Annotated in this window: 22 protein-coding genes; 14 read left to right on the forward strand and 8 right to left on the reverse strand. The window is 53.1% G+C overall.

Annotated features, from left to right (window positions below; all coding sequences use genetic code 11):
• The first annotated feature begins 119 nt into the window (after positions 1–119).
• Positions 120–1,193 (forward strand): DUF1176 domain-containing protein, encoded by a 1,074-nt coding sequence (locus AB3G37_RS06225; RefSeq protein WP_369790050.1) that lies wholly within the window; start codon positions 120–122, stop codon positions 1,191–1,193.
• 79 nt (positions 1,194–1,272) lie between these two features.
• Here the strand turns inward: AB3G37_RS06225 and AB3G37_RS06230 are convergent, their stop codons facing one another.
• The 4 genes from AB3G37_RS06230 to rpiB form a co-directional block, all read right to left on the reverse strand.
• Positions 1,273–3,666 (reverse strand): membrane-bound PQQ-dependent dehydrogenase, glucose/quinate/shikimate family, encoded by a 2,394-nt coding sequence (locus tag AB3G37_RS06230; RefSeq protein WP_369790051.1) that lies wholly within the window; start codon positions 3,664–3,666, stop codon positions 1,273–1,275.
• A 377-nt stretch (positions 3,667–4,043) separates the two neighbouring features.
• On the reverse strand, positions 4,044–6,038 hold the full coding sequence (tkt, locus tag AB3G37_RS06235) for a transketolase (protein WP_369790052.1): 1,995 nt from the start codon (positions 6,036–6,038) through the stop codon (positions 4,044–4,046).
• A 16-nt stretch (positions 6,039–6,054) separates the two neighbouring features.
• Positions 6,055–7,005 carry a transaldolase gene (tal, locus tag AB3G37_RS06240; protein ID WP_009638719.1) on the reverse strand — a complete coding sequence of 317 codons (951 nt, stop codon included), beginning with the start codon at positions 7,003–7,005 and terminating at the stop codon, positions 6,055–6,057.
• A gap of 222 nt (positions 7,006–7,227) precedes the next feature.
• Entirely contained in the window at positions 7,228–7,677 is a 450-nt protein-coding gene (gene rpiB, locus AB3G37_RS06245; protein WP_369790053.1) for a ribose 5-phosphate isomerase B, read from the reverse strand.
• A 523-nt stretch (positions 7,678–8,200) separates the two neighbouring features.
• Between rpiB and AB3G37_RS06250 the strand changes: the two genes are divergently transcribed.
• From AB3G37_RS06250 to AB3G37_RS06275, 6 genes are all read left to right on the forward strand, one after another.
• On the forward strand, positions 8,201–9,568 hold the full coding sequence (locus AB3G37_RS06250; RefSeq protein ID WP_009638717.1) for an MFS transporter: 1,368 nt from the start codon (positions 8,201–8,203) through the stop codon (positions 9,566–9,568).
• A gap of 10 nt (positions 9,569–9,578) precedes the next feature.
• On the forward strand, positions 9,579–11,339 hold the full coding sequence (locus tag AB3G37_RS06255) for a dihydroxyacetone kinase family protein (protein WP_369790054.1): 1,761 nt from the start codon (positions 9,579–9,581) through the stop codon (positions 11,337–11,339).
• The gene (locus AB3G37_RS06260; protein WP_009638716.1) at positions 11,339–12,124 is read left to right on the forward strand and encodes a triose-phosphate isomerase family protein; all 786 of its coding nucleotides are present in this window, start codon (positions 11,339–11,341) and stop codon (positions 12,122–12,124) included. Before AB3G37_RS06255 ends, AB3G37_RS06260 begins: the two co-directional genes overlap by 1 nt.
• Positions 12,125–12,126: 2 nt before the next feature.
• Positions 12,127–12,927: a sugar phosphate isomerase/epimerase family protein gene (locus AB3G37_RS06265; RefSeq protein ID WP_369790906.1), complete on the forward strand. Its 801-nt coding sequence runs from the start codon at positions 12,127–12,129 to the stop codon at positions 12,925–12,927.
• A gap of 52 nt (positions 12,928–12,979) precedes the next feature.
• Entirely contained in the window at positions 12,980–13,837 is an 858-nt protein-coding gene (locus AB3G37_RS06270) for a phosphogluconate dehydrogenase C-terminal domain-containing protein (protein ID WP_009638714.1), read from the forward strand.
• A gap of 195 nt (positions 13,838–14,032) precedes the next feature.
• Positions 14,033–14,995 carry a sugar-binding transcriptional regulator gene (locus AB3G37_RS06275; RefSeq protein WP_009638713.1) on the forward strand — a complete coding sequence of 321 codons (963 nt, stop codon included), beginning with the start codon at positions 14,033–14,035 and terminating at the stop codon, positions 14,993–14,995.
• Between the two features lie 150 nt (positions 14,996–15,145).
• On the opposite strand, the gene AB3G37_RS06280 is transcribed toward AB3G37_RS06275, so the two are convergent.
• From AB3G37_RS06280 to amiA, 3 genes are all read right to left on the reverse strand, one after another.
• Positions 15,146–15,598 (reverse strand): YaiI/YqxD family protein, encoded by a 453-nt coding sequence (locus AB3G37_RS06280; protein ID WP_009638712.1) that lies wholly within the window; start codon positions 15,596–15,598, stop codon positions 15,146–15,148.
• A complete protein-coding gene (gene hemF / locus AB3G37_RS06285; RefSeq protein ID WP_369790055.1) occupies positions 15,598–16,521 on the reverse strand; it encodes an oxygen-dependent coproporphyrinogen oxidase in 924 nt (307 codons plus the stop codon). The genes AB3G37_RS06280 and hemF overlap by 1 nt, the downstream gene beginning before the upstream one ends.
• A gap of 69 nt (positions 16,522–16,590) precedes the next feature.
• The gene (amiA, locus tag AB3G37_RS06290; RefSeq protein ID WP_369790056.1) at positions 16,591–17,475 is read right to left on the reverse strand and encodes an N-acetylmuramoyl-L-alanine amidase AmiA; all 885 of its coding nucleotides are present in this window, start codon (positions 17,473–17,475) and stop codon (positions 16,591–16,593) included.
• A 309-nt stretch (positions 17,476–17,784) separates the two neighbouring features.
• Between amiA and AB3G37_RS06295 the strand changes: the two genes are divergently transcribed.
• Positions 17,785–18,210 carry a GNAT family acetyltransferase gene (locus AB3G37_RS06295; protein ID WP_009638709.1) on the forward strand — a complete coding sequence of 142 codons (426 nt, stop codon included), beginning with the start codon at positions 17,785–17,787 and terminating at the stop codon, positions 18,208–18,210.
• A 199-nt stretch (positions 18,211–18,409) separates the two neighbouring features.
• On the opposite strand, the gene AB3G37_RS06300 is transcribed toward AB3G37_RS06295, so the two are convergent.
• Positions 18,410–18,799, reverse strand: coding sequence for a YgiW/YdeI family stress tolerance OB fold protein (locus AB3G37_RS06300; protein ID WP_157135344.1), 390 nt, complete (start codon positions 18,797–18,799; stop codon positions 18,410–18,412).
• A gap of 283 nt (positions 18,800–19,082) precedes the next feature.
• On the opposite strand from AB3G37_RS06300, the gene AB3G37_RS06305 reads away from it, so the two are divergent.
• The 6 genes from AB3G37_RS06305 (at position 19,083) to cysA (ending at position 24,229) form a co-directional block, all read left to right on the forward strand.
• The gene (locus AB3G37_RS06305) at positions 19,083–19,526 is read left to right on the forward strand and encodes a DUF2919 domain-containing protein (RefSeq protein ID WP_009638707.1); all 444 of its coding nucleotides are present in this window, start codon (positions 19,083–19,085) and stop codon (positions 19,524–19,526) included.
• Between the two features lie 106 nt (positions 19,527–19,632).
• Complete coding sequence (locus AB3G37_RS06310; RefSeq protein WP_369790057.1) at positions 19,633–20,226, forward strand: RpoE-regulated lipoprotein; 594 nt, start codon at positions 19,633–19,635, stop codon at positions 20,224–20,226.
• A 185-nt stretch (positions 20,227–20,411) separates the two neighbouring features.
• Complete coding sequence (locus AB3G37_RS06315; RefSeq protein WP_369790058.1) at positions 20,412–21,440, forward strand: sulfate ABC transporter substrate-binding protein; 1,029 nt, start codon at positions 20,412–20,414, stop codon at positions 21,438–21,440.
• On the forward strand, positions 21,440–22,270 hold the full coding sequence (gene cysT, locus AB3G37_RS06320; protein WP_009638704.1) for a sulfate/thiosulfate ABC transporter permease CysT: 831 nt from the start codon (positions 21,440–21,442) through the stop codon (positions 22,268–22,270). The genes AB3G37_RS06315 and cysT overlap by 1 nt, the downstream gene beginning before the upstream one ends.
• The gene (cysW, locus tag AB3G37_RS06325) at positions 22,270–23,145 is read left to right on the forward strand and encodes a sulfate/thiosulfate ABC transporter permease CysW (protein WP_369790059.1); all 876 of its coding nucleotides are present in this window, start codon (positions 22,270–22,272) and stop codon (positions 23,143–23,145) included. The genes cysT and cysW overlap by 1 nt, the downstream gene beginning before the upstream one ends.
• Positions 23,135–24,229: a sulfate/thiosulfate ABC transporter ATP-binding protein CysA gene (gene cysA / locus AB3G37_RS06330; protein ID WP_369790060.1), complete on the forward strand. Its 1,095-nt coding sequence runs from the start codon at positions 23,135–23,137 to the stop codon at positions 24,227–24,229. Before cysW ends, cysA begins: the two co-directional genes overlap by 11 nt.
• Positions 24,230–24,348 lie beyond the last annotated feature (119 nt).

The raw sequence follows: 24,348 nt of genomic DNA on the forward strand, positions 1-24,348 counted from the left end.
TTTTTCATTCAAGCTATCCATTGCTGTTTACAGGTAAAAAAATGATGCTTTTCAAGCAGAGTCTTTGCACAGCTTAGGTTAATATCTAAAGGTTTACTTCGTAAAAGAGCTGAAATGTAATGACACCCAATTGGATGGCCACACCGCTGCTGTTGCTGGCAACTTTGTTAACCGGCTACGCGCATGCTGATCCGCTGCAACGAATCTACAACGATTGGCAGGTCAGTTGCGACAACATAAACCGCTGTTCGGCGAGAAGTTCGCAAGACAGCCAAGGCTTAGTGCTGCAATTAACCCGTGATGCCGGTCCCGAGGGCAAGGCCAGCGTCAGTATCGACTATCAGCGTAACAGTGACGAGCAAAGCACCGATCCCGGGATTGCCAATCGTTTGATACTCAATGGCAAGGCTTTGACCTTTAACCGCCGTGAATGGGATGTCAGCAAGAAGCATGTAACTACCACCAATCGCCTGGTGGTTGATGATTTTGTGAATTCTATCCGCGACGGCAAAAGCATTCTACTGGGTGGCAAACTCGATGCTCAGCAAAGCACGCACCCGGCGATTTCTTTGAACGGCTTAAAAGCGGCCCTGCTGGCTATCGATCAGCAGCAGTCTCGCGAAGGCACTAAAACTGCCTGGGCCAGTCGTGGTAATAAAGCCGTTTCCAGCGTTCCAGCGGCACCTCCCAAGCCAATCATGCCGCGTTTTAACGAGCCGCATCCGCTGACAGAAACCGAGATTTCCGCTATCACGCAAAATAACGCCACCAATGTCGAAAACAACGATTGCAGTCTTGACTCGGCCGAGCGTGAGGTGCATCTCTTTGCGCTGTCCAATGACAAGGCGTTGATGACGGTTAACTGTGATATGGGTGCTTATAATCTCTACGTGCTCGGCTATATAGTGTCACGCGAGGCACCGTATAAAGCAGATAACCTGGTGTTGAACATGCCGTTCAAGTCCGCAGACGACGATCAGCCGCCAGAGTTGATTAACGCCGATTTTGATCAGAAAACCGGTATATTGTCGACTTTCGACAAGGGGCGGGGATTGGGTGATTGCGGCGTTTCCACTCGCTGGATATTTGATGGCAAGGTGTTTCGTTTGACGTCTTATGCGTCGGAACCTAGCTGTGATGGTTACAGTAAAAGCGGTCAATGGCCCATTCTTTGGACCACCAAAAGTTCGTAGCAAACGCTGAAAAAAAACACCCCGCAAGCAGGACCAAAATCCAGTTTACGGGGTGCTTATTGCTAATTAACGCTATGGATTACTTCGGCAATGCGTAAGCGATGACGAAGTTGCCGCGTGGCGTATGCATGAAATGGTGTCCGGTGGCAGTAATCGCTACAAATTCGCGACCATCCTGCTCATAAACCATTGGCGTAGCCTGCGCACCAGCCGGTAACGCCACTGACCAGACAGTTTTGCCGGTAGTGATGTCGATGGCGCGGAGCAGGTTATCTGTCGCGGCGGCAATGAAAATCAGCCCTGATTTTGTGACTACCGAGCCACCGTTGTTCGGCGTACCAATGTTGATTGGCAGGCCTGTCGGCAAGCCAAACGGACCATTCTCACGCGCGGTACCCAGCGGGCGATCCCATACGGTGCGGCCATCACGAATATCGATAGCGCGAATGCCACCGTAAGGCGGTTCTTTACACAGCATGCCAGTAAACGGCAGCTGCCATCCCGCATTGACGTTCACCGCAACAGGAACGCCTTCCTGCGGATCGCCAGCACCTTCGGCGTGTGCCTCGGCAACCGGATCGTTGAGAATATCACGCGCTTTCCAGCCCATCGCATCGGCCTGCTTGCGAGAAACCAGTTTGGTATAGTTAGGCATGTCATTGTAGTTGGCAATGATCAGGCCACGCGCAGGATCGAACGCCACACCGCCCCAGTCGACTCCGCCGTTATAACCCGGATAGTCGATGATCGGTTTGTCCAGACCTGGAGGGGTGAACTTGCCGCGATAATCCGCCTGAGCGAACTGAATACGACAAACCAGCTGGTCAATTGGCGTCAGGCCCCACATGTTTTCGGGTTTGAGATCAGGCTTGGCCAGCGAGTTAAACAGCGAGAACGGCTGAGTTTTGCTGCGCGCCTGAGGCTCAAGGCCACCTTGTGGTACCGGGCGCTCTTCAACGCCGAACAGTGACTTACCGGTCGCGCGGTTGAGCACGTAGGTTTCACCATTTTTAGTCGGGAAGATGATCGCCGGAATTTTAGTCCCATCTGCCTGCGGATAATCAACCAGAGTCGGTGAAGAACCAGGATCGTAATCCCAAACGTCATCGTGCGTATTCTGGAACGACCAGCGCGGTTTGCCGGTTTCAATATCCAGCGCGGTCAGAGAAGGGGAGTATTTGTTCTCGTTTGGCGTACGGGTGCTGGAATAGTAGTCACCGGAGGCGTTGGCAACCGGCAGATAAACCAGACCAAGCTTGTCGTCACCCGTGAATGAAGTCCACACATCTGGCGAGCCGCGCTTGTATTGATCATCGCCAGTACGCGGAGCGGTATTTTCCGGATCGGCGGCGTCCCATGCCCATTTCAGCCTGCCGGTTTTGACGTCATAGGCTTTCGTCACACCCGATGGACCAAATGCTCGTTGCCCATCGACCGTGGTGTGGCCTACCACCAGCGTATCGCGGATAACCGCAGGAGGAGAGGTGATAGAAACATAGCCGTGGTAGACCTTGCCCATATCTTCGGTAATGCTGATTTCGCCGTTTTTACCAAAGTCTTCACAGCGTTTGCCAGTCTGCGCGTCAAGTTCAATCACGCGGGCATCCAGAGTCCCGACAATCACTCGGCGTTCACAGGTCGCAGCGGCTGGAGCACTAGCGTCAGAAACTGCTGGTGCAGCAGGGTCTTGATAGTAAGCCATAGAGCGACATGACGGGGTATAAGGCACGGATTCCGGCGTGATGCCCGGGTCAAATTCCCACTGCTTTTTGCCGGTTGAGGCATCCAGCGCCACCACTTTATTAAGATATCCGCAGACATACAGCGTGTTGCCTATCTTCAATGGTGTGTTTTGTACGCCCCAGCGCGTGTCTTTAGGTACGTCGCCGGCCTCGGCCTGCCAGGCAACCTGCAGATTTTTCACGTTATCAGGGGTTATCTGCGTGGCTGACGAGTAACGATCAGTGGCCTGATTGCCACCATAAGAGGTCCAGTCAGTCGACGGGATAGCGTGATTCACGCCCGTTCCGGTGTCGGCTTCAAAAGGATTATCTGCGCCCGCAGGCACGTCCTTGGCTTCGGTGACATGGTAGGGCACAAAAGCCAGCCCGCCAGCAACCACAAAAGCCAGTACCAGAATGCCGGATACGGCACGAGTTACGCCACGCGAAACGCCACGGTGCAAGGTAGGAAGTAAAAATGAGAAGGCGATGGCGAAAATCAGCATCAGCGCGAAACGCGGTACCCAGCCCCAGTAATCCAGCCCCGACTCGACGATAGTCCAGACAAGGGTGAAGACGAAAAGCACACTAAACCACCAGGTGGCTTTCGATGAACCGCGAGCAAGATAAATTGCACTGATAATGCTGAGAATACCGGCAATGGTGTAATACCAGTTACCGCCGAGCGCGATAAGCCACACGCCTCCGCCAGCAATGGCAACGCCAAACAAGCCTAAGACGATTGCGAGCAACCATCGGCCCCCTTTCGCAAAGGCGCACTCTGAACTAGTCATATCAATCCTTAGTTGAAAAATAATCCCACCAGGCAAAATTCATCGCCACTTTGGTCGGGATGATAAGCAGGAATTAAACGGGAGTGTCCTGCCAATAGACGAAAAGGGTTTATTTCTAGAGGCAACCCTTCTTTACATATCTTGACGGTTTGTTGTAATCCATTTGTTACAAAAACTGCTTATTTGTTTAATTTATATATATAAATGTAATTAGTTTTAGTGTGGTTATTAACAAGTTATCTTGGCGTCCAAATTTTAGATAAAAAAAAGCCCCGATTTTCATCGAGGCTTTTGATCACCACGGCGCGTTCAAAGCGCTGTGGCGAGAGTTGATTTTACTTCAACAGTGACTGTGCTTTGGCAACGACGTTATCCACGGTGAAGCCGAACTCTTTGAACAGCAGCTCTGCCGGAGCAGACTCACCGAAGGTGGTCATGCCGACGATAGCACCGTTCAGACCCACGTATTTGTACCAGTAGTCTGCAATGCCGGCTTCCACGGCAACGCGTGCGGAAACCGCTTTCGGCAGCACGGATTCGCGGTAGGCCGCATCCTGCTTGTCGAAGGCATCGGTCGATGGCAGTGAAACCACCCGCACCTTGGTGCCCGCTGCGGCCAGCTTGTCGGCGGCTTCTACGGTGATGCCGACTTCTGAACCGGTGGCGATCAGAATAACCTCCGGCGTGCCTTCGCTGTCTTTAAGAATGTAACCGCCGCGCGCCACTTTGGCCAACTGCTCGGCGGTACGCGGTTGCTGGGTCAGATTCTGACGGGAGAAGATAAGCGTGGTCGGGCCGTCGTTGCGCTCGATAGCGTATTTCCACGCCACCGCAGACTCAACCTGGTCAGCCGGACGCCACAGGCTCATGTTCGGGGTCACGCGCAGGCTGGCCAACTGCTCTACCGGCTGGTGCGTCGGGCCGTCTTCGCCCAGACCAATGGAGTCGTGGGTGTACACGAACACGTTGCGGATTTTCATCAGCGCGGCCATGCGTACTGCGTTGCGCGCATATTCCACGAACATCAGGAAAGTCGCGGAATACGGCAGGAAACCGCCGTGCAGCGCGATACCGTTGGTTATCGCGGTCATGCCGAATTCGCGCACGCCGTAGTGAATGTAGTTACCGGCATTGTCGTCGCCGATGGACTTCGAGCCGGACCACATGGTCAGGTTGCTCGGTGCCAGGTCAGCGGAGCCGCCCAGGAATTCCGGCAGGATTTTACCAAACGCTTCCAGCGTATTTTGCGACGCCTTACGGCTGGCGATGTTTGCTGGTTTGGCCTGCAAACCTTCGATGAATTTCTGCGCTTCGGTTTCCCAGTTCAGCGGCAGCTCGCCGTTGACGCGACGATCAAACTCTTTGGCCAGCTCTGGGTGAGCCTTGGCATAGGCCGCGAACTTGTCGTTCCAGGCGGCTTCTTTCGCTTTACCGGCCTCTTTGGCATCCCACTGCGCGTAGATATCTTGCGGGATTTCAAACGGCGGATAGTTCCAGCCAATCGCTTTACGCGTTGCGGCCACTTCGTCCGCGCCCAGCGCTGCGCCGTGCACTTCGTGAGTACCGGCCTTGTTTGGCGAACCGAAACCGATGATCGTTTTGCACAGGATCAGGGTCGGCTTGTCGGTCACCTTGTGGGATTCTTCGATGGCGGCTTTGATAGCGTCAGGGTTGTGGCCGTCTACGTGGCGGATAACGTGCCAGTTGTAGGCTTCGAAACGTGCCGCGGTGTCATCGGTGAACCAGCCTTCTACGTGGCCGTCGATGGAGATGCCGTTGTCGTCATAAAACGCGGTCAGTTTGCCGAGTTTCATGGTACCGGCCAGCGAGCAAACCTCGTGGGAGATGCCTTCCATCATACAGCCGTCGCCCATAAAGGCGTAGGTGTGGTGGTTAACGATGTCGTGACCTTCGCGGTTGAACTGCGCGGCCAGCGTGCGTTCGGCAATCGCGAAGCCGACGGCGTTGGCGATCCCCTGACCCAGCGGACCGGTAGTGGTTTCAACGCCAGCGGTGTAGCCGTACTCCGGGTGACCCGGAGTTTTTGAGTGCAGCTGACGGAAGTTTTCCAGCTCGGTGATTGGCAAATCGTAGCCGGTGAGGTGCAGCAGGCTGTAAATCAGCATCGAGCCGTGACCGTTTGACAGCACGAAGCGGTCGCGATCAGCCCAGTGCGGGTTGGTCGGGTTGTGGTTCATATAATCGCGCCACAGGACTTCGGCGATGTCGGCCATGCCCATTGGGGCACCGGGGTGGCCGGAATTTGCTTTCTGCACGGCGTCCATGCTGAGTGCGCGGATAGCGTTCGCAAGCTCTTTACGAGAGGACATGTTCTACTCCAGTTGATTACAGTTGAGCGGACAGCATATCTTCCAGCTTTTGCTGGTCGACAGCGAACAAACGAATGCCTTCAGACAGCTTCTCAACCGCCATTGGGTCTTGGTTATGCTGCCAGCGGAACTCTTCTTCGGCCAACGGCGCTGGCTGATGGAATGCTTCTGTAGAGGGAGTCAGTTTACGTTCAACCGGCTCGTTGCTGTTTTTCAACTCTTCCAGCAGATTAGGAGAGATGGTCAAACGATCGCACCCGGCCAGAGCCAGGATCTGATCCACTTTACGGAAGCTGGCACCCATGATCACAGTCTGATAGCGATGTTCTTTATAGTACTTGTAAATGTCGGCCACGGACTGAACGCCGGGATCTTTCGCCACGTCGTAAGCCGCGTTTGGTTCTTTAGCTTGGTACCAGTCGTAGATACGGCCTACAAATGGCGAAATCAGGTAAACGCCAGCTTCGGCACAGGCGCGGGCCTGAGCAAAGGAGAATAGCAGCGTCAGGTTACAGTTAATGCCTTCCTGTTCAAGCTGCTCGGCGGCTTTGATGCCTTCCCAGGTCGAAGCCAGTTTGATCAGAATACGCGATTTATCAATGCCGTGATCGGCGTACATGCCAATCAGTTTACGCGCTTTCGCAACACACATTCCGCGATCGAAAGATAAACGCGCGTCCACTTCGGTTGAAATACGGCCCGGTACGCTTTTAAGGATCTCGAGACCAATATTCACAGCCAGCTTGTCTGAAGCATTGATAATTTGCGTTTCCTTGCTTCCGCCTTGCTTGCGGGCGTAATCAAGAGCTTCTTTAATCAGAGGTTGGTATTGAGGAATATTGGCTGCTTTTAGAATCAGGGAAGGGTTGGTGGTTGCGTCCTGCGGTTCGAAATGGCGAATGGATTCAATGTCGCCGCTGTCCGCTACCACGGTAGTTAGCTGTTTAAGTGCGTCTAACTGGTTCATCTCTTACTCCTTAAGAAGAATCGATACAGCAAAATGTCTATACGTTTTAATTAGAGTACATAGACTGCATCATTTTATTAACACATTGAATGCGCTTTTTCTGATTGTTGTGATGGGCCAGAACTATGGCTTTAGAAATCAACAGGTTGTGAAACCTGTTGGCGAGTCCTGATTTACAAACTTGAAGGTTGCAATGACGAGGACCCGCTAACAGCAGAAATATTACGCGTTCTTCAATCCTTCATAATAGCCAATTTTCTCGACTTTGCTGGTGGAGCCGCCACCTTCGAAGTCAGAAGCCAGCCAGGCAGCCACAATTGATTTTGCCAATTCAGGGCCGATAACCCGAGCGCCGAGGGTCATGACTTGAGCATTGTTGCTCTTGCGCGCGCGCTCTGCCGAATAAGTGTCGTGACACTGGGCGGCGCGAATGCCCGGCACTTTGTTCGCCACAATGCTCATACCGATCCCTGTGCCGCACAATAGAATGCCGCGCTCAAATTTCCCTTCTTTAATTGCCTTAGCCACGGTGAAAGCAATATCCGGATACAGCGGGTTATTGGCGTCCTGACTGTAATCCACCACTTCAAACCCCTGCTGCTGGATATAAGTTTTCACGATATTTTTCAATTCAATAGCCGCATCATCGGCTCCAATCGCGATAGGTAACATAATTTCTCCTGCCTAATTAATAGGTTATGACTGTGGGAGTGCTTCATGCCATTTGACATAACGTCCATTTACCTGCTGCGACAACCGGTGCCTTTCGGCAGCGCGCAACGATTATATGCAAGATAACGCAAAACCAATCATATGTTCAACATGTGTTCATTTGTTTTGTGATGAGTGATCAAAATCCACGCTATTGAATTAAATGTTTTGAACAAAAAGTGTGGTTATAGGTGGGTTAACCCGTTCACCACAGCTTTATGAGTCAGGTCACACTTTTGTGATCGGGTGATAGGCAATTTTTAATGAAAGGTCTACTGTTCATATGTTCACTTAACGAATTTATGAACAACTCGAAACCCGTTAGAGGATGAGACCATGATTCAAGCCTGCAAAAGCCCTACAAGCATTGCCCATTTTGCAGCGTCGGATAAGTCATCCCGCGCTTTTGAACGCTGCACGTGTCAGCACACCAGAAGCTCCTCAGTTAACGCTTTGCCTGCTTTTGGGCAAAAGGAGTAAGAAAATGACAACGATTTCTACAGCAATACCGGGCAGCGCTGAAAAGTCAGCGATTCGCAAAATATGTTTGCGACTGGTGCCTTTTGTGGCGCTGATGTTCTTTATTAACTTCCTGGATCGCACCGCCATTTCTTTTGCGGGCCCTAATGGGATGATCAGCGATTTGGGCATTCAGGTTGCTCAGTTCGGACTGGCATCGGGGATCTTCTTTGTGGGATATATCCTGCTCGAAGTGCCGAGCAATCTGGCGCTGCATCGCTTCGGCGCACGCCGTTGGCTGTCGCGCATCATGGTTTCGTGGGGCATCGTTTCACTGCTGTTTACCTGGGTGAGCAGCGTTGAAGGACTTTACTGGCTGCGCCTGTTGCTGGGCGTGGCTGAAGCCGGATTCTTCCCCGGCGCAATCTTCTTCCTTAGTGCCTGGGTTCCGGGACGCTATCGCAGCAAAATTCTCGCATTGTTCTATCTGGCTCAGCCGTTGACTGTGGTTTTCGGCGCGCCGCTGGCCGCCTGGCTAATCAATCATCACGGCCTGTTTGGTCTTGCTGGATGGCGCGTAATGTTCCTCGGCGTTTCAATTCCGGCCATTATTGCCGGTCTGGTAGCCTGGTTCTATCTGGTCGATAAGCCAAAAGACGCCAAATGGCTCACTACAGACGAGCGCGTATGGCTGGAAACCGAGCTGGAGAAAGAAGAGTCGAGCAAGAAAAATGTTCACGGCCATCAGGGTCTGCGTGCCGCTCTCGCCAGCGGTCGAGTATGGATGCTGTGCATGATTTATTTCGGCTTTGTCTATGGCCTATATGCGCTGGCGTTCTTCTTGCCAACGATTATCGGCGGATTCCAGCAGCAGTTCGGCGTGACTTTCAGCGTGCTGCAAAAAGGCCTGATTACCGGCATTCCTTATCTGGTTGCCGCAGTAGTGATGTTCTTCTGGTCACGTGATGCCTCAAAACGTGGTTGCAAAACCTGGCACATCGCTCTGCCTGCGTTGGTTGGCGGCATTAGCGTTCCGCTTGCGCTGTACATGAATTCTCCGGCAGCCACCATCGCGGTAATAACCGTTACCGCCTGTGCAATCTTTGCGGCACTGCCGAACTTCTGGACTCTGCCAACGCAGTTCCTGTCTGGAGCCTCCGCCGCGGCCGCCGTAGCGTTAATTAACACCCTCGGCAACGTGGCAGGTTTTTCAGCCGGTTACGTCACCGGAGCACTGCACGATGCCACCTCGAGCTATACCGTTCCGATGATGGTGGTCGGCGGATTTATGCTGTTGTCTGCGCTTTTGATGGTGCTGCTGCGTGCCACTCAGCGTCCGGCAAAACCGGTAAACACCACCCTGAAAGACTCGCATTCCGCAAAAGCTGCCTAGGAGTAGTGAAATGACCTATTTATTTAATAAGCCCTCAGCGTTTGCCAATGAGCTGATCGAAGGATTCGTTGCTGCACACTCTGCCAAAGTTCGGCAGGTGCCAGGCGGGGTGGTCAGAAGTACCCGTAGTGAACCCGGTACCGTTGCCGTGGTGATTGGCGGCGGATCAGGTCATTACCCGGCATTTGCAGGATTAGTCGGGCAAGGCATGGCTCACGGCGCGGCAATGGGCAACCTGTTTGCCTCGCCGTCGGCCCAGCAAATTCTTTCTGTGGCGCGTGCGGCCAACAACGGCGGCGGCGTATTGCTGACTTTTGGCAACTATGCCGGAGACGTGCTGCACTTTGGACTGGCACGCGATCGCCTGATTTCCGAAGGCATTCCCTGTGAAATCGTGCTGGTCACTGACGATATTTCCAGCGCCAGCAAGGCCGAGCGCGAGAAACGACGCGGCGTGGCGGGCGATCTGGTGGTGTTCAAAGCGGCATCGGTTGCCGCCGAGCAGGGCCATTCTCTGCAAGAAGTGACACGTATTGCCCGCCTCGCCAATCAACGTATTCGCTCGTTTGGCGTGGCGTTTAGCGGCTGCACCTTGCCGGGTGCTGACCATCCTTTGTTCAGCGTTCCTCAAGGCAGAATGGCGCTAGGCATGGGCATACACGGCGAGCCGGGCATCGGTGAGGCAGATATCCCGACCGCCGACGAGCTGGCCGAGGTGCTGGTCAAAAGCCTGCTCGACGAGTTGCCCGATGATATTGCCAGCGCCAAAGGGCAACGCGTTGGAGTTATCCTCAACGGCCTGGGCTCGGTGAAGTATGAGGAACTGTTTGTGGTTTATCGCCGTATCGCCCAGCTTTTAGATCAGGCCGGAATTGTGGCGGTGGATGCTGAAGTGGGTGAATTTGTGACGAGCTTTAATATGGCGGGAGCTTCACTCACGCTATTCTGGCTCGATGAACAGTTGGAAACACTGTGGCGCGCGCCGGCCGATGCCCCCGCGTTTCGCAAAGGTTCTGTGATCGCAGCCGCGCCGCTGGACGAGCAAAAACTGGCCGCCGTCGAGACCGTATTGATCCCAACCGCCAGCACCGAGTCGAAAAAGGCCGCACAGTGCCTGGTCGGTGTGCTGAATACGCTGGCGCAAACGGTAGTGACCCACGCCGATGAGCTGGGCCGCATCGATGCTATCGCCGGAGACGGTGACCACGGCATCGGCATGGAGCGCGGTGCTTTGGCCGCCGCTGAAAAAGCCGCAGAAATGCAGTTGCGCGGTGCAGGTGCCGGGACCTTGCTGCAACAGGCTGCCGATGCCTGGGCCGATCGCGCAGGCGGCACCTCTGGCGCACTTTGGGGCATGGCGCTGAACGCGCTGGGCACAGTATTTGGTGATGAAAAATATCCCGATGCGGCAAGCGTCGCCGAGGGTGTTCGTAAAGCCAAAGAGGGCATCATGCACTTTGGTAAAGCCAAGGTTGGCGATAAAACACTGGTCGACGTGCTGGTTCCGTTCAGCGACACCCTGAGCGCCAGCGTGAAACGCGGTGATGATTTCGGCACTGCCTGGCAGCTGGCTGCACAGGAGGCCGATGCACAGGCGAAAGCGACCTCGAATCTGCGTCCGAAGATGGGCCGCGCTCGTCCGCTGGCTGAAAAAAGTATTGGCACACCCGATGCCGGTGCCGTTTCACTGGCATTAATTGTTAACGCACTACTGCCGCTGTTCAGCAGCAAGACTGCTGGCAACGTTAAACCGCATGAGGAGCAAATCTGATGAAACCACAACTGACGCTGGGAGTGAGCCTCAAAATGTATTTTGGCTATCAGCAGACGCTGGAATGGTCTCGTCAAATCGCCGACATCATCCGCCTGCATCCGGTTGTGCGCGACGGGCTGGTCGAGCTGTTTGTTTTCCCGTCATTACCCGCCATTGCCGGCACGTTGGACGCTTTTCGCGGCACGCCAATGAAAGTCGGCGCGCAAAACATGTTTTGGGAAGACAACGGGGCTTACACCGGTGAAGTCAGCGGCGTGATGCTGCGAGAAATGGGCTGTGGTTACGTCGAAATCGGCCACGCCGAACGCCGTCGTTATTTTTCAGAAACCGATAAACATATCGCCGATAAAACCACCGCTGCGCTGAGAAATTCGCTCATCCCGGTGATTTGCATTGGCGAGGCCGAACGCTGCCCGGCGGCACAGGCCATCGATCAGGCGGTGGATCAGGCGCATCAGGCACTGGCTCCGGCCGAGAAACTTTCATTAAGCGGCGACGCGATTCTGGCTTACGAACCGCAGTGGGCGATCGGCGCGAAAGAGCCTGCTTCGGCCGATTTTATTGGTGAGGTTTGTCAGGGGCTGTCCGCTCGTCTGGCTGAAAACGCCAGTGGCGCACGTCGGGTGATTTACGGTGGCAGCGCCGGTCCGGGACTGTTAACCCAGCTGGGCACGCGCACTGGCGGGTTGTTCCTCGGCCGCTTCTCGCATCAGCCCGCTGCCTATAAAGCCATTCTCGACGAAGCGGCCACTCTTTTACTTTCTCCCGCCAACAGGAGCTGATGATGGCCATTGGACTGAGCACTTACGCCTTTTTCTGGCGCCATTCCGACCGCGTTCCTGCGCCAATGGGACTGGACGCGATGCTGGAAAACACCGCCGAGCTGGGTGGTCAGGTGTTTCAAATCTGTGATTACGTTGGAATCGAACGTCTTTCGGTAGATAACCTTGAAAAACTGAGGCAGCGCGCAGAATCACTGGGCGTAGTGCTGGAATTGGGCACGCGCGGCTTGAAAGCCGATCATCTTGGCCGCTATCTCAGGCTGGCGCAGGCGCTGGATGCCAAAATTCTGCGTTCAATGTTCAACAGCCCGGACTCGCGGCCAACCATTGCCGAGGCGCAGCAGCAGCTGGCCCATGTATTGCCTGATTTTGAGCGCAGTGAAGTTGCGCTGTGCATTGAAACTTACGAGCAAGTCCCGACAGCAGACAATCTGGCAGTGGTGAAACATTTCAACTCCCCGTGGCTGGGGATTTGTCTTGATCCTGCCAACTGTGTGGCAGCGCTGGAAACGCCGAAGGAGGTGATTAGCAGCACCGCCCCCTATGTGCTGAATCTGCACGTTAAAGATTTTGCGTTTTCCCGCCGCGATGGCTGGGTGGGCTTTACCTTTGCCGGATGCCCAATGGGCGAGGGATTGCTGGATTATGACGCCATGATTGCCGCCGTGAAGCCAGAGACGCGCGGGATCAATCAGATTATCGAGCATTGGTTACCGTGGCAGGAAAATGCCGACGCGACCTGCGCCATGGAGGACGCGTGGACGCGTCACAATCTCGAATTTTTGCTGTCCCGTCATTCATAAAACGGGTTTAACAATTTTATAGAAATTTAATAATTTAAGTGAGGAACACATCATGACAACGACTTTGAAAACCATCACTGTATTGGGCGCTGGCGGGAAAATGGGCATGCGAATTTCTGCCAATTTCCAGAAAAGCGGTTACCAGGTGTTTTACTGTGAAAACTCGCCGCGCGCCCAGGAGCAAGTCCAGGCTCAGGGGCGTGAAATCTCTGATGCTGACAGCGTAGTTCAGCACAGCGATGTGGTGATTCTGGCAGTGCCAGACATCGCGCTCGGTGCGGTTTCTACCGCCATCGTGCCTAAAATGAAGGCCGGTGCGGTGCTGCTGACTCTTGATCCTGCGGCAGCTTACGCCAATCTGATTGCCCATCGAGAAGATATTAAATACGCGGTGGCGCACCCGTGTCATCCGTCGGTATTCCTTGAACGCTACACCAAAGAAGAACATGCCGACGCCTTTGGCGGCATTGCGGCTATCCAGCACGTGGCGGCTTCCTATGAGCAGGGCAGCGATGCCGATCGTATTGAATTGGCAAAAGTTGTCAGCGTAATGTACGGGCCGGTCGAGCAGGTTCACTGGGTAACCGTCAAGCAGCTGGCCTATCTGGAGCCGACGCTGGTGGAAACCGTTGCCTGTATGGTCGGTTCATTTATGAAAGAAGCTCTGGATGAAACCGTGAAATCCTGCGGCGTACCAGAAGAGGCGGCGAAAGCCATGCTCTACGGGCACATTCAAATCGCGCTGGCAGTGGCATTTCGCAGCACAAATCCGTTCTCGGATGCTTGTATGATCGCCATGGAATATGGCCGTGAGAAAATTATCAAAGAAGACTGGAAACAGATTTTTGAAGAGAAAGAGCTGGATATCGTGATTGCCCGCATGTTGAAAATCGATGCTATCAAACGCTGATTGGCGGTTTGACATTAACTGAACCAGCAGTGAAACATGGCGCAGACCGCCCGGTTTGCGCCCCTTCCAGCAGATCCACTTGATGACTCTTTTTTTCCGCCTCTTCCAAGTCATGCTGTCGTAATATCTTTATCTAGGCAATAATCATCGATTAGCGTATCAAAGGCAGAATTTGCCAGGAGAATTGAGCCCCGGATGGAAAAGCAAACTGTCATTCAAGATAACGAACTGCTGACTGAGATAGCAGTCGCCTACTATCAGGACGAGATCACTCAGGAAGAAATTGCCAAAAAATTCGGTATCTCGCGCATCAAGGTTGGACGCCTGCTTAAACGCGCGAAAGAAGAGGGCATCGTTGAGATTAACGTGCGCTATCACCCGGTATTCAGCACGCGCCTTGAGCAGCAAATGCTGGAGCGTTTTCCCATCAAACGCGCGCTGATTGCGCTGGACAATCTGGATGAAGATGAGCAGCGTCGTCAGGTCGCCGCGCTGGTCGCCAATTATCTCGGCTCGACGCTAAAAGACCAATCCGTGGTTACCGTTGGTCAAGGGCGCAACGTTGCGGCGATCGCCGATCATCCGGGCAGCATGCCTGAGCGGCAGTGCAAGTTTATCTGTGGCATAGGCGGCACGCATCGTCCCGGCGATTCGATTAACGCTGATCACATCAGCCGTCGGCTGGCGAAAAAGTTTGGTGGCATCAGTGAAACACTTTACGCACCGGCCTATGTGGAAGAGAAAGCCCAGCGCGAAGCGTTTATGCGCAACGGTACCATCAATGAAACGCTGGATCGCGCGCGCAAGGCGGACATCGCGCTGGTGGGCATCGGTGATATGAATGAAAATAGTTACATGGTCAAGCTGGGCTGGTTTACCCCACACGAGATTATCGACGCTAACCTCAACCAAGGGGTCATTGGCGACGTAGCAGGTTATGACTTTTTCAACGCACAGGGCCAGCACGTTGACACGGTAATGAATGAACGGGTGATTGGCCTGAGCATTGATGAGCTACGACAAATCCCCTGCGTGATTGCCATTGCCGCAGAAAACACCAAGGCGCTGGCAATTCTCGGCGCACTGCGCACCGGCGCAATAGACATTATCGCCACTACCGCATTGAATATCCGCACTATTTTAAATATGTCGCAGTAAGCGACTCGCATTCGATGCAAAAAAGCCCGGCTGTCGTTGCTGACTGCCGGGCTTTTGCTATTTATCAGCACGAGCACTTTTCTTGTGATCGTTTATTTTGGAGCGATTAATCACCTCGGGCCTTGATTTGATTGGCCAGCCCCTTTCAGGCTAGCCTTTCCTGGCCTGCACCAGCCACTTGTCCAGCTCGTTGGCGAACTGCTGGCGATCGCGCTGGTTCATGGTCGGTGGGCCTCCGGTTTGCACGCCGCTGGCGCGCATCGTATCCATAAAATCACGCATGTTCAGGCGTTCGCGGATAGTTTCGGTGGTGTAGCGTTCGCCGCGCGGGTTAAGCGCCATGCCGCCTTTCTCAATCACTTCCGCCGCCAGCGGAATATCGGCGGTGATGACTAAATCGCCCATCTCTACACGCTTGACGATTTCGTTGTCGGCAACGTCGAATCCTGCCTCAACGCGCAGAGTTCGCAGGAAGCGCGAGGGCGGGGTACGAATAGTCTGATTGGCGACTAATGTCACCAGGGTGCCGGTGCGTTCAGCGGCGCGAAAAAGCACTTCTTTGATGACGTTTGGACAGGCGTCGGCGTCAACCCAAATCTGCATTATTTACTCTCCGACAGCCAGTCGCGTACTGGCAGGAAATCGCGATACAGTGCGGCTTCCTGGCTATCGGGAGCGGGATCAAAACCGTATTCCCAGCGCACCAGCGGCGGCATCGACATTAAAATTGATTCCGTGCGGCCGCCGGTTTGCAGGCCGAACAGTGTGCCACGGTCCCATACCAGATTAAATTCCACGTAGCGACCACGGCGGTAAAGCTGGAAATCGCGCTCGCGTTCGCCCCAGGTCAGCGCCCTGCGCCTTTCAACGATTGGCAGATAGGCCTCGGTAAAGCCGTTGCCGACTGCCTGCATGAAGGCGAAACACTGGGTGAAATCTGGAGTGTTCAGGTCATCGAAGAACAGGCCGCCAATGCCGCGCGCCTCGTCGCGATGCTTGATATAGAAATAGTCGTCGCACCACTTTTTGTATTTCGGATAAACGTCTTCGCCAAAGGGCTGGCAAAGACAGGCGGCAGTCTGATGCCAGTGGCGGGCGTCTTCTTCAAAACCGTAGTAAGGGGTCAAATCGAAACCACCGCCAAACCACCACACCGGATCTTCACCCGGTTTCTCGGCGATAAAGAAGCGCACGTTGGCGTGGCTGGTCGGAATATACGGGCTGAGCGGATGGATAACCAGCGAGACTCCCATGGCCTGGAAACTGCGGCCAGCAAGCTCCGGGCGATGCGCAGTGGCCGAAGCGGGCAGGGTAGCGCCGGAAACGTGGGAGAAATTCACTCCGGCCTGTTCAAAGACCGCACCGCCGGTCAATACCCTGCTCTGGCCGCCACCGCCTTCTTCTCTGACCCATTGGTCTTGCTTGAACTGCGCGCGGCCATCGGCGGCGGCAAGCTGTTGGCAAATACGGTCTTGAAGTGACAGCAGAAAGGCTTTTACTTGGTTGATATCAGGTAATGGGTTCACGGGATAACTCGCAGTCTTGCGGACAAATAGGCGGCCATTATAGCCCTATTTGCCCGCCAGTTTGCACAGTCAGCGCGGAATTCGTTCGTGGGCGTCGAAATAGGCAAAGAAATTGACTATTCCTTGTGAAATAGCCCCGGCGATTTCCTGACGAAACGCGGTGGTGTTGAGCAGCTGTTCTTCCTCATGATTGGTGATGAACGAGGTCTCCACCAAAATAGAAGGAATTGAGGGTGATTTCAGTACCGCAAAGGCTGCCTGCTCGGTCTGCTGGCTGTGCAGGTGATGAATCGGACGAATACGGTCCAGCACGTGGTGGCCCAGCGTCAGACTATTTTTGATGGTATCGGTCTGCACCAAATCGAACAGCACCTGTTGCAGGTAATTGTTGTCTGCTTCTTTGTATTTCGCCCCGGCAACCAGGTCTGCATCGTTCTCTTTTTGCGACATATAGCGCGCCATCGCGCTGGTGGCACCGCGGTTGGAAAGGGCAAATACAGATGCGCCACTGGCTTCCGGGCTGGTGTAACCATCGGCATGAATTGAAACGAATAAATCTGCCTGATGCTGATGAGCGATCTCGACCCGTTGATAAAGCGGGATAAAATGATCGGCATCGCGCGTCAGCTTAACTTCGATATTTGGGTGACTGGCAAGATGCTGGCGCACGTAGTTGGCGATTTCCAGCACCACGTGTTTCTCTTCTGAGCCTTCGTGGCCAATTGCCCCCGAGTCGATACCGCCGTGGCCGGGGTCGATCATCACCAGCTTTTTGGCACCGGGCGGCTTGGGTTTGGGCGCAACTTTGGTGACATGTTCGTTTTGCTGCGCTTGTGCAAAGCGGCTACCAAATGCGCCAAAGGCCAGCCCGAGACCAGTGAGTAAAACCTGACGACGCGTAGCAGAGCGAGGAAGCGGTTGGAAATGGAGAAATTTATTAAGTGGATTAAGCATCTGTCCGCAGCCCTTTGATAAAAAGCAGAATGCGGATGTTATATAGTATCCAATCAGCATAATCGACATGAGAACTATTGCTGTTTATTAACAAACTGTGCGATTTTCATATTTTCTCGGCCTGATATTTTCCTGACTTTTTCATGAGGAACGGTCCGGCTGGCATGAAATCGCTAGGGAAAGGGTCAAAAATCGCCGCTGCTGATTAAAAAATTCCTCTCTGCAGGGTAAAAGCGGTGATTTTGATATTGCGTAACAAGCAGATCACGCGATAATCAATGAATAACTTTTTTACAACGGCGAAGAGTGATGGAAATTCGCGTATTTAAACAAGAAGATTTTGAAGAAGTGCTGACCCTGTGGGAGCGCTGCGATTTATTACGTCCCTGGAACGATCCCGAGCTGGACATCGAGCGTAAGCAAAATCACGATCCCGAGCTATTTTTGGTCGCTGAAGTCAGCGGCGTAGTGGCAGGCACAGTGATGGGGGGATACGACGGGCACCGCGGATCGGCTTATTATCTGGGCGTGCATCCAGAATATCGCGGACGTGGCATTGCCAACGCGTTGATGAATCGTCTAGAGAAAAAACTGATCGCTCGCGGCTGTCCAAAAATTCAGTTAATGGTTCGCGCCGAAAACGATGCAGTGATCAGCATGTATGAAAAGCTGGATTACGAAGTGATAGAGAGTATTAGTCTGGGTAAACGGCTGATAGTCGATCAAGAGTATTAATTTTCGAGATAGAAGAGTAAGCACAATGCTTATTCGCAGCCCTGTTTTTAACCCATCATTATAAATATCAGGTCGCAAAAGGAGATATTCCTGAATGCGGCCTGATTTTTTATGAGGATTTATAGTTTTCTTGCATTCAGGGCTAAATGCCGACTCTCCCAACCTACTCAGGTCAGGAGAGTCAATGCGCATTTTGTTATTAATTAATGATATTGACCTTTTTGACGTCGATTTCTTCTGAATCCCAGTCTTTATCAATTTTGCCTTCGAGGCGGACTTTATCCTTCGGCGTGACGTTTTGACCATTCCAGCGCTTGTCATCAATCTCGGCGGTCAGCGTGCCTGTGGCATCGCGGAAAATATATTTATCGTCGCCGGTACGTTTATCGATGTTACCCTCTAGTGCAACCCACTGATCGTCTTTCAAGGTTTTAACGTCTTTTACACTGCTTAATGACGCCGTATCCCCGGAGAAACCGCCTTTGCCGTGTGTTTGCTGATCTCCCGGACCCTGAAAACCTCCGCTGGTCTGTGCCAATGCTGGAAGGGTAAAGAGTGTGATCAGGCTTGCCAGAGCTATCTTCTTCATCATAATAGTCATCCTTAATTTTAATTTCTGTGAATTTCAGGCAACCTCCTAACGGGAGATTCTTCGCTGACGTGGCCAGTGAGTGTTGCCTTGATGAACAGTAAAGCAGACTGTTCTTAACAGTTTCTTAAGATGACTTAATTTATGCTGATCGCGGCAGATATGCCGTTCGCGCAAAAGTATAATCAAAGTATCAATGGCCAACGGGCTTAACGCGCGATCAGTTTGTGTTTCCGACGCTATTTTTGGCGTCTTAAATTATCGAGGATGATTTTTCCAGGCTATGAATCCTGACGATTACAACAGCCACGGCATGCTCCGCCTGCCGCTGTGGTTCTGGACGATATTAGTGCTACAGGCGCGTACCTGGTTGTTATTTGTGATGGCCGGTGCATCGAGGCAGCAAGGTAACGGTTTGCTGTCATTGTTTTACCCTGACAGACACTCTTTCTGGAACGGGATCTTTCTTGGTATCCCGCCAGTAGTCATTTTTCTGCTTAGTAGCCGACGCCATCTCTGGCCGAGAATTTGGCAGATGAGCTATTGGCTGCTGCTTGCCGGAATGTTTGCCACCTTTGCGTTGCAGGCTTTGGGCTTATGGCAATCAATGGAAGAACCTAACCTAATCGATATTGCTTTGGCGCTGATGGATGCGGGCGCGTTGGCTTACTGGCTGTTGAGCCGCCGGTTGCGTGCCTGTTTCGATGAAGAGCGTCGACTGGTGTGAGCAAGTTTGGGCTGTAGGTTTCAATATTTTGCGGCACTTTTTGCGGCAGATGCACTCCAACTGCCCATTAGCGACAAATTTGAATAATTATCAAGGAGTGTATTTCATGACTATCCGCCCACTTTTGCTGGCGCTACCATTGATGCTTACCGGCTGCTCAACCATGGCGAATATGCATGCGCCGAGCTGGTCCAGTTTTAACCCTCTTAACTGGTTCGGTAAAAGTCTGGAAGTCACCGATAAAGGCGTTGGTAAATTAACCGCCAGTACACCGCTCAATGAAAGCGATATCAAAGATGGCCTCGACGATGATTACCGCCTGCGCAGTGGAATGTCGATGAGCGACGGCAAGATGCGTTCCTTCTATCAGGCGATGGATGGCGACACGGTTAAAATTACCGTTTCCGGCGAACCTAAAGGCAACGTTGACAGGATTGAAGTTTCAGATCCTAAGGTTCAAAGCCAGTCGGGTGTCAAAATCGGTACAGTGTTTAGCTCGTTGTACAGCAAAGCCTTTGAATCTTGTGTGAAAGGGCACGGCGATGATTCGCAGAACATCGAGTGTAAAGCGCCTGACAGCCAGCACGTCAGCTATGTCTTCACCGGCGCGTGGGATGGTCCGGACCAGCTGATGCCGTCCGATGACACGCTTAAAAACTGGAAGGTCAGCAAGATAGTCTGGCACGCTTCAACCAACTAATTTACCCGTCATCTTCGGCACCGCGGCTGCGGTGCCGCTTTTTCCTATCTTGATTCCCCCTTGTTCCGCGTGGCTTATAGCTTTTGATGCTTGTAAATCACCAAATAGTATATAAAACCCTTACTACTCCCGAGTCAGTTATAAATACACTGTAGATCTATAGCTGTTTTCAATTAGGGCAGAGAATGAACAATACATCGGTTAAGAATAAAACCCTCAAGGGTGCGCTTGCCTTGCTGCTGATTGCCGGTGGCGTTGCGTCTGCCTCTGCGACTGAATTGCTTAACAGCTCCTACGACGTTTCTCGTGAACTGTTTGCGGCGTTGAATCCGCCGTTTGAAAAACAGTGGGCCGAGCAGAACAATGGCGACAAGCTGGAGATCAAGCAGTCGCACGCCGGATCATCAAAACAGGCGCTGGCGATTTTGCAGGGGCTTAAAGCGGACGTGGTCACCTATAATCAGGTTACCGATGTACAAATTTTGCACGATCGCGGGGATCTGATCCCGGCGAATTGGCAAAGCCGTTTGCCGAACAACAGTTCACCGTTTTATTCGACCATGGCGTTTCTGGTACGCAAAGGTAACCCGAAAAATATTCACACCTGGGACGACCTGACGCGCAGCGATGTCAAGCTAGTGTTCCCGAATCCTAAAACTTCGGGCAATGGCCGTTATACCTATCTTGGAGCCTGGGGCGCATTCAACCTCGAAGATGGCAATAATCAGGCGCAAACCCGTGAAAAAATGGCGAAGCTGATTAAAAACGTCGAGGTGTTTGATATCGGCGGGCGCGGTGCAACCACCACGTTTGTCGACCGCGGTTTGGGCGACGTGCTGATAAGCTTTGAATCTGAAGTAAACAATATTCGTAAACAGTACGGCGCGGACAAATACGAAGTCATCGTGCCGCCAGTGGATATTTTGGCGGAATTCCCGGTGGCCTGGGTTGACAGGAATGTCGAAAAAAATGGTACCGAGAAGGCGGCTAAAGCCTATTTGAATTACCTGTGGAGTCCGCAAGCGCAGAAGATTATTACTAGCTTCAGCTATCGCGTTTATGACCAGAAGGTGATGGATCAGGCGAAGGGGCAGTTCCCGGCGACCAAACTGTTTAAAGTTGAAGACCAATTTGGAGGATGGCCCCAAGTGATGAAAACCCATTTCGATACCGGCGGTGAGCTGGATAAACTGATCGCGCAGGGACACCAGTAATGTTGTTGTCTACCAAACGAGTATTACCGGGCTTTACGCTAAGCCTGGGCAGCAGCCTGCTGTTTGTTTGTCTGATTTTATTGTTGCCGCTCAGCGCGCTGGTCATCCAGCTTTCGCACATGACGCTGGCACAGTATTGGGCGGTAGTTTCCGATCCTCAGGTCGTGGCGGCCTACAAAGTCACGCTGCTGTCCGCCGGGGTTGCGAGTATTTTTAACGGCTTTTTTGGTATGTTGATGGCCTGGATCCTTACCCGCTACGAGTTTCCCGGCAAGACCATTCTCGACGGCCTGATGGACCTGCCATTCGCGCTGCCTACCGCTGTTGCGGGCCTGACGCTGGCGGGGCTGTTCTCGGTGAACGGTTTCTATGGTCACTGGTTGGCACAGTTTGATATCAAAGTTGCCTATACGTGGCTCGGTATCGCCGTGGCGATGGCGTTTACCAGTATTCCTTTCGTGGTGCGTACCGTGCAACCGGTACTCGAAGAACTGGGGCCAGAATATGAAGAAGCCGCCGAAACGCTGGGTGCGTCGCGCTGGCAGAGCTTTCGTCGCGTGGTGCTGCCGGAACTGATGCCTTCGCTGCTGGCCGGTACTGCGCTGTCGTTTACCCGCAGCCTGGGTGAGTTCGGCGCGGTTATCTTTATCGCCGGTAACATTGCCTGGAAAACGGAAGTCACTTCGTTGATGATTTTTGTCCGCCTGCAACAGTTTGACTACGCGGCTGCCAGCGCAATTGCCTCGGTGATTCTGGCTGCTTCGCTTATCTTGCTGTTCGCAATCAACACGATGCAAAGCCGTTATGGCCGTCGACTGGGAGGCGCATAATGTCGCAACTTACCCAGGTAGAAAATACCGAGCCACGCCGCATTGACTGGCTTAAATGGACGTTAATCGGTGTCGGCACGCTAATCTGCCTACTGCTGCTGGTGGTGCCGATGATCACCATTTTTGTACTGGCGCTGTCAGACGGCATTGCAGCCGTGGGCAAGAATCTGGTCGACCCGGATATGCTGCACGCTATTTGGCTGACAGTGCTGATGGCGTTGATTACCGTGCCGGTGAATCTGATTTTCGGTACGCTGCTGGCCTGGCTGGTGGCACGCTTTAATTTCCCGGGTCGCCAACTGCTGTTAACGCTGATCGACATTCCTTTTGCGGTTTCGCCAGTGGTTGCGGGTCTGCTTTATCTGCTGTTTTACGGCGCTAACGGCCCGCTGGGTGGCTGGCTGGACGAGCATAATCTGCAGTTTATGTTTGCCTGGCCGGGCATGGCGATGGTGACTATTTTTGTGACCTGCCCGTTTGTTATTCGTGAGCTGGTGCCGGTGATGCTGAGTCAGGGCAGTCAGGAAGATGAAGCCGCGGTGCTGCTTGGCGCATCCGGCTGGCAGATGTTCCGCCGCGTGACTTTACCCAATATCCGCTGGGCGCTGCTCTACGGCGTGGTATTGACCAACGCGCGGGCCATCGGTGAATTTGGTGCAGTGTCTGTTGTTTCCGGCGCAATTCGCGGAGAAACCTACACGCTGCCATTACAGGTTGAATTATTGAATCAGGACTACAACGTTGCCGGCTCGTTTACCGCTGCCGCACTGCTGACTCTGATTGCAATCGTCACACTATTTCTGAAAAGCGGTTTGCAGTGGCGTTTAGCCCGTAGCAACGACCGACTTGAGCGGGAGGGAAACAATGAGCATTGAAATTAACGGTATCAACAAATTTTTTGGTCGCACCAAGGTGCTAAATGATATCTCGCTCGATATTCCTTCTGGCCAGATGGTGGCGCTGCTTGGGCCTTCCGGCTCGGGCAAGACGACGTTGCTGCGTATTATTGCCGGTTTGGAAAATCAAAGCTCGGGTAAGCTGAGTTTCCACGGGAAAGACGTGACGCGCCTGCATGCTCGCGATCGTCAGGTTGGCTTTGTGTTCCAGCATTATGCGCTGTTCCGCCATATGACGGTTTTCGATAATATCGCCTTTGGATTGACCGTGCTGCCTCGTCGCGAGCGTCCGAACGCCGAAGCGATTAAACAGAAAGTCAGTAAACTCCTGGAAATGGTTCAGTTGAGTCATCTCGGCAACCGTTTCCCGGCTCAGCTTTCTGGCGGGCAAAAACAGCGCGTCGCCCTGGCCCGCGCGCTGGCGGTCGAGCCGCAAATTCTGCTGCTCGATGAGCCTTTCGGCGCACTGGATGCACAGGTGCGCAAAGAGCTGCGCCGCTGGCTGCGCCAGTTGCACGAAGAGCTTAAATTTACCAGCGTGTTCGTGACTCACGATCAGGAAGAAGCGATGGAAGTGGCCGATCGCGTGGTGGTGATGAGTCAGGGCAATATTGAGCAGGTTGGCACGCCGATTGAAATCTGGCGCGAACCGGCGACCCGTTTTGTACTGGAATTTATGGGTGAAGTTAACCGCATCGGCGGCGAGATCCGCGGTTCTCAGCTGTATGTCGGCCAGCATCATTGGCCGCTGGCTATTGCGCCGCTGCATCAGGGTAAGGTTGACCTTTTCCTGCATCCGTGGGAAATGGAAATCACTACTCAGGCGAACACTCGTTGTCCGCTGCCGGTACAGGTTTTGGAAGTCAGCCCGCGCGGTCATTTCTGGCAGCTTACCGTACAGCCGCAAGGTTGGCACGATGAGCCGATTTCCGTGGTATTAAGTGAAGTTGAAGATCAGCGCGCGCCGCAGCGCGGTGACCGTTTCTATGTTGGTGGCCTTAATGCTCGCCTATATGCGGGCGATCAGCAGCTGCAACCCGTTGCGCTCGCTAAAACGGCCTAATAGTTTTAAAATCCTTCAACTTTAATTAATATGGTTAAAAAAAGGGCGGTAAAATCCGCCCTTTTTATCGTCTTATACTCATTTATTCATTTTAGTGCGGTATTTATATCCAACTGAAA

Origin of the sequence: Rouxiella sp. WC2420 (assembly GCF_041200025.1) — a bacterium.
Taxonomy (GTDB): domain Bacteria; phylum Pseudomonadota; class Gammaproteobacteria; order Enterobacterales; family Enterobacteriaceae; genus Rouxiella.